Here is a 15,690-nt window from a genome sequence, read left to right as displayed (position 1 = left end):
CAGTGAGCGACGTTTCACGTGAAACACGATGCACGGCAGCCGGGGTGCCGCTGGTGCGACACCCCGGTATGTATACGTTTGACAGCTTTTGTGGAGTACGGCTCGTCGTCAGGACGGATCAGAGGCACTGGGTCACGACGAGCGGAATGGGGTTCGGTCAGCCGCGTCGGCGCCGAGCGCGCCCTGCGCGAGCGGCCTTCGCCCGCTTGGCGGCGAAGCGCACACCGCCGGGGCTCTCCCCGACCTCGACGCGCACGACCGTGGACTGCGGATCCACCACGCCCTCACCGACCTGGAGGACGGAAGTGTCCACCGCGCCGAGCTTGCTCAGGGCGGCTCCCGCTGCCTTGACCTCTTCCTCGGCGGTGTCGCCCTTGAGGAGCAGCATCTCCCCGTACGGACGGAGCAGCGGAACGCCCCAGGCCGCCAGACGGTCCAGCGGCGCGACGGCGCGCGCGGTCACTACGTGGACCGGAGGCAGCTTGCCGAGGACTTCCTCGGCGCGGCCCCGCACGACCGTCACATGGTCGAGGCCGAGCAGTTCGACGACCTCGGTGAGGAAGTTCGTGCGCCGCAGCAGCGGCTCAAGGAGCGTGATCTTGAGGTCCGGACGGACCAGGGCCAGCGGGATGCCGGGAAGGCCGGCGCCGGAGCCGACGTCGCAGACTGTGACTCCCTCGGGCACGACCTCCGAGAGCACCGCGCAGTTCAGCAGGTGCCGCTCCCACAGACGGGGCACTTCGCGAGGGCCGATGAGGCCTCTCTGCACTCCCGCATCGGCGAGCAGCTCCGCGTACCTGACCGCGTCCGGGAAGCGATCACCGAATACTGTCCGGGCCTCTTCCGGCGCCGGGGGGAGCTCCGCTGCCTCCGTCACGGGGACCGTCCTTCCGTACCGCACTGGGGTGGCTGACTAACAGGCTGACAAAGATCGGCCCCGCCTGCGAACAGACGGGGCCGGGAATGCGCTGGGCCGATCAGGCGGGCAGCACGACGACGAAGCGCTGCGGCTCCTCGCCCTCGGACTCGCTGCGCAGGCCGGCGGCCTTGACCGCATCATGCACGACCTTGCGCTCGAACGGCGTCATCGGCTTGAGCTTGACCGGCTCGCCCGAGCTCTTCACCTCGGCCGCGGCCTTGGCGCCCAGCTCGGACAGCTCCTCGCGCTTCTTGGCGCGATAGCCCGCGATGTCCAGCATCAGGCGGCTGCGGTCGCCGGTCTCGCGGTGCACGGCGAGACGCGTGAGCTCCTGGAGCGCCTCCAGGACCTCGCCGTCACGGCCGACCAGCTTCTGCAGGTCGCGGCTGCCGGAGTCGCTGATGATCGACACAGCGGCCCGGTCGGCCTCGACGTCCATGTCGATGTCGCCGTCGAGGTCGGCGATGTCCAGCAGACCCTCGAGGTAGTCCGCCGCGATCTCGCCCTCCTGCTCGAGGCGGGAGAGGGTGTCGCCGGCCTCAGCTGCGGCGGAGGTGGTGGTGCCTTCCGTCACGGGATGGGCTCCTTCTACTTCTTGGAGGACGGGTGCTTGGGCCGCTGCTGGCCCTTGCGCTGCTGTCCCGACTTGGCTCGGCTGCGCTGACCGGCGCCGGGCTTGTCGCCCGTCGTGCTGCCGCCGGCCTGCTTGGTCTTGGGGGCGTCGCCCTGGGGCTTGTCGGCCTTGTCCAGGGAGGGCTTCGTCTCGGCGGGCTCGTCCGCGGGGGCGTCCGTCTTGGCGCCCGCCTGCGTGGTGCTGCCGGACTGGCGCTTGGCCTTGCTCTGGCGCTTGGGCTGCTGACGCTTTGGCGTACCGGCGGCGGGCGAGCCGTCCTCGGTCTCCGTGGCGACGGCCGCCTCGCTCTGGACGATGGTGCCGTCGGCCTGGGCGGAGAGTCCGGCCTTGCTCAGGCCGTTGATGAACTTCCGCTCGAACTCGTTGCGGTCCCGGCCCTTGGCGACGATCGCCTTGATGACGTTGGTCTTGCCGCGGCCCCGCACCTTCTGGGTGTGCTCGATCTGCTTCCCGAGACGCTCCAGGAAGGCGGCCTGGGCCTTGGAGCCCGGCGTCGGGTTCTGGCGGATCACGTACATCTGCTGGCCCATGGTCCACACGTTGGTGGTCAGCCAGTAGACGAGGACACCGACGGGGAAGTTGATGCCGAACACGGCGAACATGATCGGGAAGACGTACATCAGCAGCTTCTGCTGCTGCATGAACGGCGTCTTGACCGTCGTGTCCACGTTCTTCGTCATCAGCTGGCGCTGCGTGAAGAACTGCGACGCCGACATCAGGATGATCATGATCGCGGTGACGACGCGGACGTCCGTCAGCGTGGCACCCAGCGAGGCGACCTTGTCCGCGCTGTCGGTGAACTTCGCGGCCAGCGGGGCGCCGACGATGTGCGCCTTACGCGCGCTCTCCAGGAGCTGGTCGTCGATGACACCGATCGTCTTGCCCGTGGCGATGCCGTTGAGCACGTGGTACAGGGCGAAGAAGAACGGCGACTGCGCCAGGATGGGAAGGCACGAGGAGAGCGGGTTGGTACCCGACTCCTTGTACAGCTTCATCATCTCTTCGGACTGGCGCTGCTTGTCGCTCTTGTAGCGCTCCTGGATCTTCTTCATCTCGGGCTGCAGCGTCTGCATCGCCCGAGTGGCCTTGATCTGCTTCACGAAGAGCGGGATCAGGCAGATCCGGATCAGGATCACCAGGGACACGATGGACAGGCCCCAGGCCCAGCCCGTGTCGGGACCGAAGATCTTCCCGTACACCGAGTGGAACTGGACGATGACCCACGAGACTGGTGTCGTGATAAAGCTGAAGAGACTGGCAATCGTGTCCACTAATCAGGCTCCTTGAGCATGGGACGGGGTCTCGGTCTCGGCGGCCGTCGCTCGGGTCTCTCGGGGGAGATCTCCGGTCGGCACGCCTGCGGCGGAGGGCCCGCCCTTGCGTTCGCGCCAGGCAGCGCGCAGCATCTCGTGCCACCGCGGACGCTTGCGCGGCGGAACATGATCGACACCGCCGAGCGACCACGGATTGCACCGCAGAATGCGCCAGGCGGTGAGCGCCGTTCCCTTGATCGCACCGTGCCGGTCGATGGCCAGGTAGCCGTAGCGGGAACACGACGGGTAGTACTTGCACACTGGGCCCAGCAGTGGACTGATCGTCCACTGGTACAGCTTGATCAGAGCCAGCAGCGGGTACTTCATCGCGCGCCCCCTCCGAGCAACCGCTGCAAGGCGGTGTCCAGGTCTCGGGCCAGCTGTGCGTGGTCGGCGTCGCCCGCTCCGGGCAGCGCTCGTACGACTACCAGGCTACCGGGGGGCACCAGGGCCAACCGGTCGCGCATCAGGTGGCGAAGCCTGCGCTTCACGCTGTTGCGTACGACCGCTCCGCCCACGGCCTTGCTGACGACGAAACCCGCACGTGTCGGAGGAGAGCTCTCCCCCGGCACGTGCGGGTCCGTTGCACCGCTACGTAGATGTACGACGAGGAGCGGGCGTCCGGCCCGGCGCCCTCGGCGTACAGCGGTCGCGAAGTCTTCGCGCCGCCTCAGCCGATGCTCGGTAGGCAGCACGACGTCATGACCTGACTGGGATCAGGCGGACAGGCGGGCGCGACCCTTGCCACGGCGGGACGCGAGAATCGCGCGGCCGGCACGGGTGCGCATGCGCAGCCGGAAGCCGTGGGTCTTGGCGCGACGACGGTTGTTCGGCTGGAAGGTGCGCTTGCTCACTCGGGGGCTCCAGAAATGATTCGTTGATGGCGGGACATCGCCTGGCTGTCACCGTGCGCCCACGAGAAGCTCGCGAATACGCACCGAGTGCACCGCTTCACAATCACTGATCGTGATCTTTGCCCATCGGAGGCAGGCGGCAGCAGCCATCGACAACTCGACCTGGTTACGGTACGCGGGGCTACGCCATCCGGTCAAACCGGCCCCCTTGGAGAGACACTGTGCACAGCCTGTGGACAACAACTTGAACCGCAGCCGTCGCCCTGACTACCGTGGCTGAACTCCGATTCGTTCCCTTCCCCCTGCCGATCCCGATTTCCGTCCCATGAACCACACCTTCGTGGGACCCCGTGAGAGAGCGTGCCCTGTGGCTGACGTACCTGCCGATCTTGCCGCAGTGTGGCCACGAGTTCTGGAACATCTGCTGGGTGAGGGCCGCGGGCAGGGCGTCGAGGCGAAGGACGAGCGCTGGCTCAGGAGCTGCCAGCCGCTGGCGCTGGTCGCCGACACCGCGCTGCTCGCCGTGCCGAACGAATTCGCGAAGGGCGTACTGGAGGGCCGTCTCGCGCCCGTCGTCAGCGAGACCCTGAGCCGGGAGTGCGGCCGCCCGATCCGCATCGCCATCACGGTCGACGACTCCGTGGGCGAGCCCGTGGGTCCGCCGGCGCCGCCGATCCAGCAGCAGCCCCCTCAGCAACAGCAGCATCACCAGCAGCGCTACGAAGAGCCCGAGCTGCCGCCCGTCTCCGGGCAGGGGCGCGAGTCGTACGAGAGCTACGGACACCGCCCCTCCGACGAGCACCAGGGCGGCGGCCGGCCCGACCAGCTGCCGACCGCGCGGCCCGCCTACCCGGACTACCAGCGCCCGACCCCCGGCGCCTGGCCGCAGCAGCCCGCGCCGCAGGACGACTACGGCTGGCAGCAGCCGCGGCTCGGCTTCCCCGACCGCGACCCGTACGCGAACCCGGTCCAGCCGCCGCAGCGCGACTACCGCTCGCAGCCGCCGCAGGAGCGCCCGCCGTACGAGCAGCAGCGCCACGAGCCGCAGGACCGGCGCGAGCGCCACGACCTGCCCGAGCCGTCCGGCGACCACCGGGGCAACGGCCACGGCGTGCACCGGGGAGGCCCGGTCGGTCCCACCTCGTCGAGCGGCGCCCCCGGCCCGCTGGCCGCGCAGCCGGCGCCCGCGACGGGGCCGGGCGAGCCCACCGCGCGCCTCAACCCGAAGTACCTCTTCGACACCTTCGTCATCGGCGCGTCGAACCGCTTCGCGCACGCGGCCGCGGTCGCCGTCGCCGAGGCGCCGGCGAAGGCGTACAACCCGCTCTTCATCTACGGGGAGTCGGGACTCGGCAAAACGCATCTTCTGCACGCGATCGGGCACTACGCCCGGAGCCTCTATCCCGGGACGCGCGTGCGCTACGTGAGCTCCGAGGAGTTCACCAACGAGTTCATCAACTCCATCCGCGACGGCAAGGGCGACAGCTTCCGCAAGCGCTACCGCGAGATGGACATCCTGCTCGTCGACGACATCCAGTTCCTCGCGGACAAGGAGTCGACGCAGGAGGAGTTCTTCCACACCTTCAACACGCTCCACAACGCGAACAAGCAGATCGTCCTCTCCAGCGACCGGCCGCCCAAGCAGCTGGTGACCCTGGAGGACCGGCTGCGCAACCGCTTCGAGTGGGGACTGATCACCGACGTCCAGCCGCCGGAGCTGGAGACACGTATCGCGATCCTCCGTAAGAAGGCGGTGCAGGAGCAGCTCAACGCCCCGCCGGAGGTCCTGGAGTTCATCGCGTCGCGGATCTCGCGGAACATCCGTGAGCTGGAGGGCGCGCTGATCCGGGTCACCGCGTTCGCGTCGCTGAACCGGCAGCCCGTGGACCTCGGGCTCACCGAGATCGTCCTCAAGGACCTCATCCCGGGCGGTGAGGACGCGGCTCCGGAGATCACCGCGACGGCCATCATGGCCGCGACCGCCGACTACTTCGGCCTGACGGTGGACGACCTGTGCGGATCCTCGCGCAGCCGCGTGCTGGTGACGGCACGCCAGATCGCGATGTACCTGTGCCGCGAGCTGACGGACCTCTCCCTGCCGAAGATCGGCGCGCAGTTCGGCGGCCGCGACCACACGACCGTCATGCACGCGGACCGCAAGATCCGCGCGCTGATGGCCGAGCGGCGCTCCATCTACAACCAGGTCACCGAGCTCACCAACCGCATCAAGAACGGCTGACAGCCGCCGAGAAGGCCTCCGAGGGCGCTCCAGGACATCTCCTGGGGCGCCCTTTTGGTGTGTGCGGACGTGTTCCGGTGGCTCCGGCACGCGCGCGTGGAGGGCGGAGCTGTTCGATTTCCCCTGCTCAGACGGGGGTTCTCCACAGATGTGCGAACTTTTTCGCGTCCACACCCTGGGGACCGGGAAGTTGTCCAGACGCTGTCCACAGGGGACCCTGCTGAGAGATCATCAGGCCAGGTCAGGTGGCTGTGGATTCGTGGACGAAGACTGTCCACAGATTGTGGATCAAAACTTCATCCACAGGCTGTGCATGAAGTTGTCCACCGGCTGCCCACAGGCTCGGACGCGTTGTCCCCAGCCGTCCCCAGCTTCTCCACACGGCTGTCCACTGTTCGGCAACGCAACGCGCCCTCTCACCGGGTCGAGTGAAAGGCGTCACACCAATGTGGTCGGTTGGCCTGTGGGGAAGCTGGGTAAAGCTGGGGACAGCGCTGGGGAGAAGTGGCCCCTCCCTGTGCATCGGGTGTGCAGAACTTTCGCCCGTCCACAGAAACCCCTGGTTGTCCACCGCCTCCGCCCACAGGCGCAGTGGATAAAAAACCGGCCCTGACCAGCGCATTCGCGGTTATCCACGGTTTCCACAGGCCCTACTACTACTCCCAACTAGAGAGTCCGGGGAATTCGTTTGGAAGGGGGGCCTGTGCACAACTCGCTCTCCGGAGCTCCGGTGCGGCTCGGCACGACTTGACCCCGACGGGCACCGACTGTCAGTGCGGTGCGTCAGACTGGTCCCCGGTGTCCTTCCCACGGCATGGCTGAGAGACACCGAGTCAGACGACGAGGGCCACAGGCCCAGCGGGCGAGAGCAGCCAGCAACAGCAGGAGGGCGGCTTAGGTGAAGATCCGGGTGGAACGCGACGTACTCGCGGAGGCAGTGGCGTGGGCGGCACGCAGCCTCCCGGCACGGCCGCCAGCGCCCGTCCTCGCGGGCCTGCTGCTGAAGGCCGAAGAGGGCGCGCTGAGCCTGTCGAGCTTCGACTACGAGGTCTCGGCACGTGTCTCGGTGGACGCCGAGGTGGACGAAGAGGGCACGGTCCTCGTGTCGGGCCGACTGCTCGCGGACATCTGCCGCGCGCTCCCCAACCGCCCGGTGGAGATCTCCACAGACGGTGTACGGGCGACGGTGGTCTGCGGCTCCTCGCGATTCACACTCCACACCCTTCCTGTGGAGGAGTACCCGGCGCTGCCGCAGATGCCCACCGCCACGGGCACCGTCCCCGGTGAGGTCTTCGCCTCCGCCGCCTCCCAGGTCGCCATCGCCGCGGGCCGCGACGACACGCTGCCCGTCCTGACCGGTGTCCGCATCGAGATCGAGGGCGACACGGTCACCCTGGCCTCCACCGACCGCTACCGCTTCGCGGTCCGCGAGTTCCTGTGGAAGCCGGAGAACCCCGAGGCGTCCGCGGTCGCCCTGGTCCCCGCCAAGACGCTCCTGGACACCGCCAAGGCGCTCACGAGCGGCGACACGGTCACCCTGGCGCTCTCCGGCTCGGGTGCGGGCGAGGGCCTGATCGGTTTCGAGGGCGCCGGCCGGCGTACGACCACGCGTCTCCTCGAGGGCGACCTGCCGAAGTACCGCACGCTGTTCCCGACCGAGTTCAACTCGGTCGCCGTCATCGAGACCGCCCCCTTCGTGGAGGCCGTCAAGCGTGTGGCCCTGGTCGCCGAGCGGAACACCCCGGTGCGGCTCAGCTTCGAGCAGGGCGTGCTGATCCTGGAGGCGGGCTCCAGCGACGACGCACAGGCTGTGGAGAGGGTCGACGCCCAGCTGGAGGGCGACGACATCTCGATCGCCTTCAACCCGACGTTCCTGCTCGACGGCCTGAGCGCGATCGACTCCCCGGTCGCCCAGCTGTCGTTCACGACCTCGACGAAGCCCGCGCTGCTGAGCGGCAAGCCGGCCCTGGACGCCGAGGCGGACGAGGCCTACAAGTACCTGATCATGCCGGTACGTCTGAGCGGCTGAGCCCACAGGTGTGTGCGTGCGTCCGGGCGTAGGCTCGGACGCAGGTACGAAAGTGCCGTAACGCCACGTCGCTAGTGAAGGAACCTCTGATGGAGCTCGGTCTCGTCGGCCTCGGCAAGATGGGCGGCAACATGCGCGAGCGCATCCGCCGCGCAGGTCACACCGTCATCGGATACGACCGCAACCCGGACCTCGCGGATGTCCACAGCCTCGAAGAGCTTGTGGGCAAGCTCAAGGGCCCGCGAGTGGTGTGGGTGATGGTCCCGGCCGGTGCCGCGACCCAGTCCACCATCGACGAGCTCGCCGAGCTCCTCCAGCCCGGCGACATCGTCGTCGACGGCGGCAACTCCCGCTGGACGGACGACGAGAAGCACGCGGAGGAGCTCGCCGCCAAGGGCATCGGCTTCGTCGACTGCGGCGTCTCCGGCGGCGTCTGGGGCCTGGAGAACGGCTACGCGCTGATGTACGGCGGCGACAAGGAGAACGTCGCCAAGGTGCAGCCGATCTTCGACGCGCTCAAGCCCGAGGGCGACTTCGGCTCGGTGCACGCCGGCAAGGTCGGCGCGGGCCACTTCGCCAAGATGGTCCACAACGGCATCGAGTACGCGATGATGCAGGCCTACGCCGAGGGCTGGGAGCTCCTGGAGAAGGTCGACTCGGTCACCGACGTCCGCGAGGTCTTCCGCTCCTGGCAGGAGGGCACGGTCATCCGTTCCTGGCTGCTCGACCTCGCGGTCAACGCCCTGGACGACGACGAGCACCTGGAGAACCTGCGCGGCTTCGCGGCCGACTCCGGAGAGGGCCGCTGGACCGTCGAGGCCGCCATCGACAACGCCGTCCCGCTGCCGGCGATCACCGCGTCGCTCTTCGCGCGCTTCGCCTCGCGTCAGGACGACTCGCCGCAGATGAAGATGATCGCCGCGCTGCGCAACCAGTTCGGCGGCCACGCGGTGGAGAAGAAGTAATCCACAGCCTGTGCGCTGAGCACGGGTCAGCCGGGGGAGGTCGGCGCACACCATGCACGTCACGCATCTGTCGCTGGCCGACTTCCGCTCGTACGCCCGGGTCGAGGTCCCTCTCGATCCGGGCGTCACCGCGTTCGTGGGGCCCAACGGCCAGGGGAAGACCAATCTCGTCGAGGCCGTCGGCTACCTCGCCACGCTCGGCAGCCACCGGGTCTCCTCGGACGCGCCGCTCGTGCGCATGGGCGCGGAGCGCGCCGTCGTCAGGGCCGCGGTCCGGCAGGGCGAGCGCCAGCAGCTGATCGAGCTCGAACTCAATCCCGGCAAGGCCAATCGCGCCCGCATCAACAGGTCCTCGCAGGTCAGACCGCGTGATGTGCTGGGGATCGTGCGGACCGTGCTGTTCGCTCCCGAGGACCTCGCGCTGATCAAGGGCGACCCCGGGGAGCGGCGGCGCTTCCTCGACGAGCTGATCACCGCCCGCTCCCCGCGCATGGCGGGCGTCCGGTCCGACTACGACCGTGTCCTCAAGCAGCGCAACACCCTCCTGAAGTCCGCCGCGCTCGCGCGCCGGCACGGCGGGCGTTCCATGGACCTGTCCACCCTCGACGTCTGGGACCAGCACCTCGCGCGCGCGGGCGCCGAGCTGCTCGCGCAGCGGCTCGACCTGATCTCGACGCTTCAGCCGCTGGCCGACAAGGCCTACGAACAGCTGGCGCCCGGCGGCGGACCGATCTCCCTGGAGTACAAGCCGTCGGCCCCCGGTGAGGCCCACACGCGCGAGGCGCTCTACGAACAGCTGATCGCCGCCCTCGAAGAAGCCCGCAAGCAGGAGATCGAGCGGGGCGTCACCCTCGTCGGCCCGCACCGCGACGACCTGGTGCTCAAGCTGGGCCAGCTCCCCGCGAAGGGGTACGCGAGCCACGGCGAGTCCTGGTCGTACGCGCTGGCGCTGCGCCTGGCCTCGTACGACCTGCTCAGGGCCGAGGGCAATGAGCCGGTGCTCGTCCTCGACGACGTCTTCGCGGAGCTGGACGCCCGCCGCAGGGAACGGCTCGCGGAGCTGGTCGCCCCGGGCGAGCAGGTGCTGGTCACCGCCGCGGTGGACGACGACGTCCCGGAGGTGCTCACCGGCACGCGGTATGCGGTGTCCGACGGCGCGGTGGAGCGCGTATGAGCGGCGAAGAGCCTGCCAAGGACGCGGCCGGGGACACCCCGGGACCCGCTCCGAAGACCCCCGAGCCCTCCGGCGTCGACCTCGCCCGGGTCGCCCTGCGCGCCGCGAAGGAGCAGGCACGCGCGCGTGGCGATGCCGCACAGCAGAAGAAGCAGGCCCGGCGCGGCGGCCTGCGCTCCGGTGCGCGCGCGGACGGGCGTGATCCGCTGCCGCTGGGCTCCGCCATCAACCGTCTGATCACCGAGCGCGGCTGGGAGACGCCGGCCGCGGTGGGCGGTGTGATGGGCCGCTGGCCGCAGATCGTCGGCGACGATCTGGCCAAGCACTGCGTCCCGCAGAAGTACGACGAGGACGAGCGCGTCCTGACCGTGCAGTGCGACTCGACGGCCTGGGCGACGAACCTGCGCCTGCTCGCCCCACAGCTGGTCGCGCGCCTCAACGAGGACCTCGGCCACGGCACCGTACGCCTCATCAAAGTCCTGGGTCCCGGGGGTCCCGCGCGTCGCTTCGGACCCTTGCGCGCACCGGGCAGCACGGGCCCCGGTGACACCTACGGCTGAGGCCGTTCCCGGCGGTAGCTCGTGGTTGACGTCCCGAAGCGCTGAGTGCCGCTGTGAGCGTTCTGGAGCCCTGGGCCCCATATGGGGAGTCGGCCGAGGCCGGTTCAGGGCGGCACATGAGGACTCAGGTACCGGCAAACCCCCATCACTGTCGGCGCTACCGGTAGACTGGAAGCTAATCCCGCCCCACTTGTGGGACGCACCGAGCAACGCTGACTAGGGCTTACCGAACAAACACGCCGCAGCCGCTCCGGCCACCGCCGGGTGCTTGGCTTGTGCTGTGCCAGAAAGGGCGCTTCGTGGCCGATTCCGGCAACCCCAACGAGAACATCCCGTCCACCGACGCTGAGGCGCACGCGAACGTAGGGGCCACAGACGCCTCCTACGACGCGAGCGCGATCACCGTCCTCGAAGGACTGGACGCAGTTCGCAAGCGACCCGGCATGTACATCGGCTCGACCGGTGAGCGTGGCCTGCACCACATGGTGCAGGAGGTCGTGGACAACTCCGTCGACGAGGCACTGGCCGGCCACGCGGACACGATCGACGTGACGATCCTGCCCGACGGCGGCGTCCGCGTCATCGACAACGGCCGCGGCATCCCGGTCGGCATCATCCCCTCCGAGGGGAAGCCGGCCGTCGAGGTCGTGCTCACCGTCCTGCACGCGGGCGGAAAGTTCGGCGGCGGCGGCTACGCCGTCTCCGGTGGTCTGCACGGCGTCGGTGTCTCCGTCGTGAACGCGCTGTCCACGAAGGTCTCCGTCGAGATCAAGACCGACGGCCACCGCTGGACCCAGGACTACAAGGCGGGCGTGCCGACCGCGCCGCTCGCCCAGCACGAGGCCACCGACGAGACCGGTACGTCGGTCACCTTCTGGGCCGACGGCGACATCTTCGAGACCACCGAGTACTCCTTCGAGACGCTGTCGCGGCGCTTCCAGGAGATGGCCTTCCTCAACAAGGGCCTGACGATCAAGCTCACCGACGAGCGCGAGTCGGCCAAGGCCGTCGCCGGTGCCGACAGCGCCGAGGGCGCCGACGACGACGTGGCCCGCTCGGTGACGTACCACTACGAAGGCGGCATCGTCGACTTCGTGAAGTACCTCAACTCCCGCAAGGGCGAGGTCGTCCACCCGACCGTCATCGACGTCGAGGCCGAGGACAAGGAGCGTCTCCTCTCGGCCGAGATCGCGATGCAGTGGAACTCGCAGTACAGCGAGGGCGTGTACTCCTTCGCGAACACGATCCACACGCATGAGGGCGGTACGCACGAAGAGGGCTTCAGGGCCGCGCTGACGGGCCTGGTCAACCGCTACGCGCGCGACAAGAAGCTGCTCCGCGAGAAGGACGACAACCTCACGGGCGAGGACATCCGCGAGGGTCTGACCGCGATCATCTCGGTCAAGCTGGGCGAGCCCCAGTTCGAGGGCCAGACCAAGACCAAGCTGGGCAACACCGAGGCGAAGACCTTCGTCCAGAAGGTCGTCCACGAGCACCTCACGGACTGGTTCGACCGGAACCCGAACGAGGCCGCGGACATCATCCGCAAGGGCATCCAGGCCGCCACGGCCCGCGTCGCCGCCCGCAAGGCGCGCGACCTGACCCGCCGCAAGGGCCTCCTGGAGACCGCCTCCCTGCCGGGCAAGCTCTCCGACTGCCAGTCGAACGACCCGACGAAGTGCGAGATCTTCATCGTCGAGGGTGACTCCGCCGGTGGCTCGGCGAAGTCCGGCCGCGACCCGATGTACCAGGCGATCCTGCCCATCCGAGGCAAGATCCTTAACGTCGAGAAGGCGCGCGTCGACAAGATCCTGCACAACCAGGAGGTCCAGGCGCTGATCTCGGCGTTCGGCACCGGTGTGCACGAGGACTTCGACATCGAGAAGCTCCGCTATCACAAGATCATCCTGATGGCGGACGCCGACGTCGACGGTCAGCACATCAACACGCTGCTCCTGACCTTCCTCTTCCGCTTCATGCGGCCGCTGGTCGAGGCCGGGCACGTCTACCTGTCGCGCCCGCCGCTGTACAAGATCAAGTGGACCCGGGACGACTTCCAGTACGCGTACTCGGACCGCGAGCGCGACGCCCTGGTGGAGCTCGGCCGGCAGGCCGGCAAGCGCATCAAGGACGACTCGGTCCAGCGCTTCAAGGGTCTCGGCGAGATGAACGCCGAGGAGCTGCGCGTCACGACGATGGACCAGGAACACCGCGTTCTCGGCCAGGTGACCCTGGACGACGCGGCGCAGGCCGACGACCTGTTCTCGGTGCTGATGGGCGAGGACGTCGAGGCGCGTCGTTCGTTCATCCAGCGCAATGCCAAGGACGTCCGCTTCCTCGACATCTGAGTCGGCCGTACAAGCCGCACCTCGAAAGGACTTTGACCAGCAATGGCCGACGAGAACACCCCTGTGACGCCCGAAGAGGAACCCGTCGTTCCTGGCGTGGGCATGCGTGTCGAGCCCGTCGGGCTCGAGACGGAGATGCAGCGCTCCTATCTCGACTACGCGATGTCCGTCATCGTGTCCCGCGCGCTGCCCGACGTGCGCGACGGTCTGAAGCCCGTCCACCGCCGCGTCCTGTACGCGATGTACGACGGCGGCTACCGCCCCGAGAAGGGCTTCTACAAGTGCGCCCGCGTCGTCGGCGACGTCATGGGCACCTACCACCCGCACGGCGACTCCTCCATCTACGACGCCCTGGTGCGCCTCGCCCAGCCGTGGTCGATGCGGATGCCGCTGGTGGACTCCAACGGCAACTTCGGCTCCCCGGGCAACGACCCGGCCGCCGCCATGCGCTACACCGAGTGCAAGATGGCGCCGCTGGCCATGGAGATGGTCCGTGACATCGACGAGGACACCGTCGACTTCACGGACAACTACGACGGCCGCAACCAGGAGCCGACGGTCCTGCCGGCGCGCTTCCCGAACCTGCTGATCAACGGCTCCGCGGGCATCGCGGTCGGCATGGCCACCAACATCCCGCCGCACAACCTCCGCGAGGTCGCGGCGGGCGCCCAGTGGGCGCTGGAGCACCCCGACGCCTCCCACGAGGAGCTCCTGGACGCGCTCATCGAGCGCATCAAGGGCCCCGACTTCCCGACCGGCGCGCTCGTCGTGGGCCGCAAGGGCATCGAGGAGGCCTACCGCACGGGCCGCGGCTCCATCACGATGCGCGCGGTCGTCGCGGTCGAGGAGATCCAGAACCGCCAGTGCCTGGTGGTCACCGAACTCCCGTACCAGACCAACCCCGACAACCTCGCGCAGAAGATCGCCGACCTGGTGAAGGACGGCAAGGTCGGCGGCATCGCCGACGTCCGCGACGAGTCGTCCTCGCGCACCGGCCAGCGCCTGGTCATCGTCCTGAAGCGGGACGCGGTCGCCAAGGTCGTCCTGAACAACCTCTACAAGCACACCGACCTGCAGTCGAACTTCAGCGCCAACATGCTGGCCCTGGTCGACGGTGTGCCGCGCACCCTCTCGCTGGACGCGTTCATCCGCCACTGGGTGACGCACCAGATCGAGGTCATCGTCCGGCGTACGAAGTTCCGCCTGCGCAAGGCCGAGGAGCGGGCCCACATCCTGCGCGGCCTGCTCAAGGCGCTCGACGCCATCGACGAGGTCATCGCCCTCATCCGCGGCAGCCAGACCGTCGACATCGCGCGCGAGGGCCTGATGGGCCTCCTCTCGATCGACGAGATCCAGGCCAACGCCATCCTCGAGATGCAGCTGCGCCGGCTCGCCGCCCTGGAGCGCCAGAAGATCGTCGCCGAGCACGACGAGCTCCAGGCGAAGATCAACGAGTACAACGCGATCCTGGCCTCGCCCGAGAAGCAGCGCCAGATCATCAGCGAGGAGCTCGCGGCGATCGTCGAGAAGTTCGGCGAGGACCGTCGCTCGGCGCTCGTGCCCTTCGACGGCGACATGTCCATGGAGGACCTGATCGCCGAAGAGGACATCGTCGTCACCATCACGCGCGGTGGCTACATCAAGCGCACCAAGACCGAGGACTACCGCTCGCAGAAGCGCGGCGGCAAGGGCGTGCGCGGCACCAAGCTGAAGCAGGACGACATCGTCGACCACTTCTTCGTGTCGACGACGCACCACTGGCTGCTGTTCTTCACCAACAAGGGCCGCGTCTACCGCGCGAAGGCGTACGAACTGCCCGATGCCGGACGCGATGCCCGCGGCCAGCACGTGGCGAACCTCCTCGCCTTCCAGCCGGACGAGCAGATCGCCGAGATCCTCGCGATCCGTGACTACGAAGCGGTGCCCTATCTGATCCTCGCGACCAAGGGCGGCCTCGTAAAGAAGACCCCGCTCAAGGACTACGACTCACCCCGGTCGGGCGGCGTCATCGCCATCAACCTCCGCGAGACCGAGGACGGTTCGGACGACGAGCTGATCGGCGCCGAGCTCGTCTCGGCCGAGGACGACCTGCTGCTCATCAGCAAGAAGGCCCAGTCGATCAGGTTCACCGCAACGGACGACGCGCTGCGCCCGATGGGCCGCGCCACCTCGGGCGTCAAGGGCATGAGCTTCCGCGACGGCGACGAGCTGCTCTCGATGAATGTCGTGCGTCCGGGTACGTTCGTCTTCACCGCCACCGACGGTGGGTACGCGAAGCGGACTGCCGTCGACGAGTACCGCGTTCAGGGTCGCGGTGGCCTCGGCATCAAGGCCGCCAAGATCGTGGAGGACCGGGGTTCCCTCGTCGGCGCGCTGGTGGTCGAGGAGACGGACGAGATCCTCGCCATCACGCTGTCCGGCGGTGTGATTCGTACGCGAGTCAACGAGGTCAGGGAGACGGGCCGTGACACCATGGGCGTCCAACTGATCAACCTGGGCAAGCGCGATGCCGTGGTCGGTATCGCTCGTAACGCCGAGGCCGGACGCGAGGCCGAGGAAGTCGATGGCGATGTCGTCGTCGACGAGTCGGACGCCGCCGAGCCGGTCGTCGGTACGGACGAGGGAACGGACTCCTCGGCCGAGTAGCGCGAGGAG

The 15,690-nt window shown here is 68.5% G+C and carries 13 protein-coding genes; 7 read left to right on the top strand and 6 right to left on the bottom strand.

Annotation, left to right across the window (positions count from 1 at the left end; translation table 11 throughout):
- Window positions 1–157: 157 nt before the first annotated feature.
- The 6 genes from rsmG to rpmH form a co-directional block, all read right to left on the bottom strand.
- Complete coding sequence (gene rsmG / locus AB0L89_RS17435; RefSeq protein WP_365141461.1) at window positions 158–877, bottom strand: 16S rRNA (guanine(527)-N(7))-methyltransferase RsmG; 720 nt, start codon at window positions 875–877, stop codon at window positions 158–160.
- Between the two features lie 100 nt (window positions 878–977).
- Complete coding sequence (locus tag AB0L89_RS17430; protein WP_365141458.1) at window positions 978–1,493, bottom strand: R3H domain-containing nucleic acid-binding protein; 516 nt, start codon at window positions 1,491–1,493, stop codon at window positions 978–980.
- Window positions 1,494–1,507: 14 nt separating this feature from the next.
- Window positions 1,508–2,824, bottom strand: a complete 1,317-nt coding sequence (gene yidC, locus AB0L89_RS17425; RefSeq protein WP_365141455.1) for a membrane protein insertase YidC — start codon at window positions 2,822–2,824, stop codon at window positions 1,508–1,510.
- 3 nt (window positions 2,825–2,827) lie between these two features.
- The gene (gene yidD, locus AB0L89_RS17420) at window positions 2,828–3,193 is read right to left on the bottom strand and encodes a membrane protein insertion efficiency factor YidD (protein ID WP_365141451.1); all 366 of its coding nucleotides are present in this window, start codon (window positions 3,191–3,193) and stop codon (window positions 2,828–2,830) included.
- Window positions 3,190–3,561: a ribonuclease P protein component gene (rnpA, locus tag AB0L89_RS17415; protein ID WP_365141448.1), complete on the bottom strand. Its 372-nt coding sequence runs from the start codon at window positions 3,559–3,561 to the stop codon at window positions 3,190–3,192. The genes yidD and rnpA overlap by 4 nt, the downstream gene beginning before the upstream one ends.
- A 21-nt stretch (window positions 3,562–3,582) precedes the next feature.
- Window positions 3,583–3,720 (bottom strand): 50S ribosomal protein L34, encoded by a 138-nt coding sequence (gene rpmH, locus AB0L89_RS17410; RefSeq protein WP_003949374.1) that lies wholly within the window; start codon window positions 3,718–3,720, stop codon window positions 3,583–3,585.
- A 367-nt stretch (window positions 3,721–4,087) separates the two neighbouring features.
- Between rpmH and dnaA the strand changes: the two genes are divergently transcribed.
- The 7 genes from dnaA to gyrA all read left to right on the top strand — a co-directional run bounded on the left by dnaA (window position 4,088) and on the right by gyrA (window position 15,681).
- Window positions 4,088–5,959, top strand: a complete 1,872-nt coding sequence (gene dnaA / locus AB0L89_RS17405) for a chromosomal replication initiator protein DnaA (RefSeq protein WP_365141443.1) — start codon at window positions 4,088–4,090, stop codon at window positions 5,957–5,959.
- An 898-nt stretch (window positions 5,960–6,857) separates the two neighbouring features.
- A complete protein-coding gene (gene dnaN / locus AB0L89_RS17400; RefSeq protein WP_055700792.1) occupies window positions 6,858–7,988 on the top strand; it encodes a DNA polymerase III subunit beta in 1,131 nt (376 codons plus the stop codon).
- A gap of 89 nt (window positions 7,989–8,077) precedes the next feature.
- Entirely contained in the window at window positions 8,078–8,953 is an 876-nt protein-coding gene (gene gnd, locus AB0L89_RS17395; RefSeq protein WP_365141440.1) for a phosphogluconate dehydrogenase (NAD(+)-dependent, decarboxylating), read from the top strand.
- A gap of 52 nt (window positions 8,954–9,005) precedes the next feature.
- On the top strand, window positions 9,006–10,127 hold the full coding sequence (gene recF, locus AB0L89_RS17390; protein WP_365141437.1) for a DNA replication/repair protein RecF: 1,122 nt from the start codon (window positions 9,006–9,008) through the stop codon (window positions 10,125–10,127).
- A complete protein-coding gene (locus AB0L89_RS17385; protein ID WP_365141434.1) occupies window positions 10,124–10,687 on the top strand; it encodes a DciA family protein in 564 nt (187 codons plus the stop codon). Before recF ends, AB0L89_RS17385 begins: the two co-directional genes overlap by 4 nt.
- Before the next feature lie 275 nt (window positions 10,688–10,962).
- A complete protein-coding gene (gene gyrB, locus AB0L89_RS17380; protein WP_365141431.1) occupies window positions 10,963–13,035 on the top strand; it encodes a DNA topoisomerase (ATP-hydrolyzing) subunit B in 2,073 nt (690 codons plus the stop codon).
- Between the two features lie 42 nt (window positions 13,036–13,077).
- Entirely contained in the window at window positions 13,078–15,681 is a 2,604-nt protein-coding gene (gene gyrA / locus AB0L89_RS17375) for a DNA gyrase subunit A (RefSeq protein ID WP_365141428.1), read from the top strand.
- The last annotated feature ends 9 nt before the right edge of the window (window positions 15,682–15,690 follow it).

This window comes from Streptomyces sp. NPDC052114 (assembly GCF_040680155.1).
GTDB lineage: Bacteria > Actinomycetota > Actinomycetes > Streptomycetales > Streptomycetaceae > Streptomyces.
This window is presented reverse-complemented; position numbering and strand designations above follow the sequence as displayed.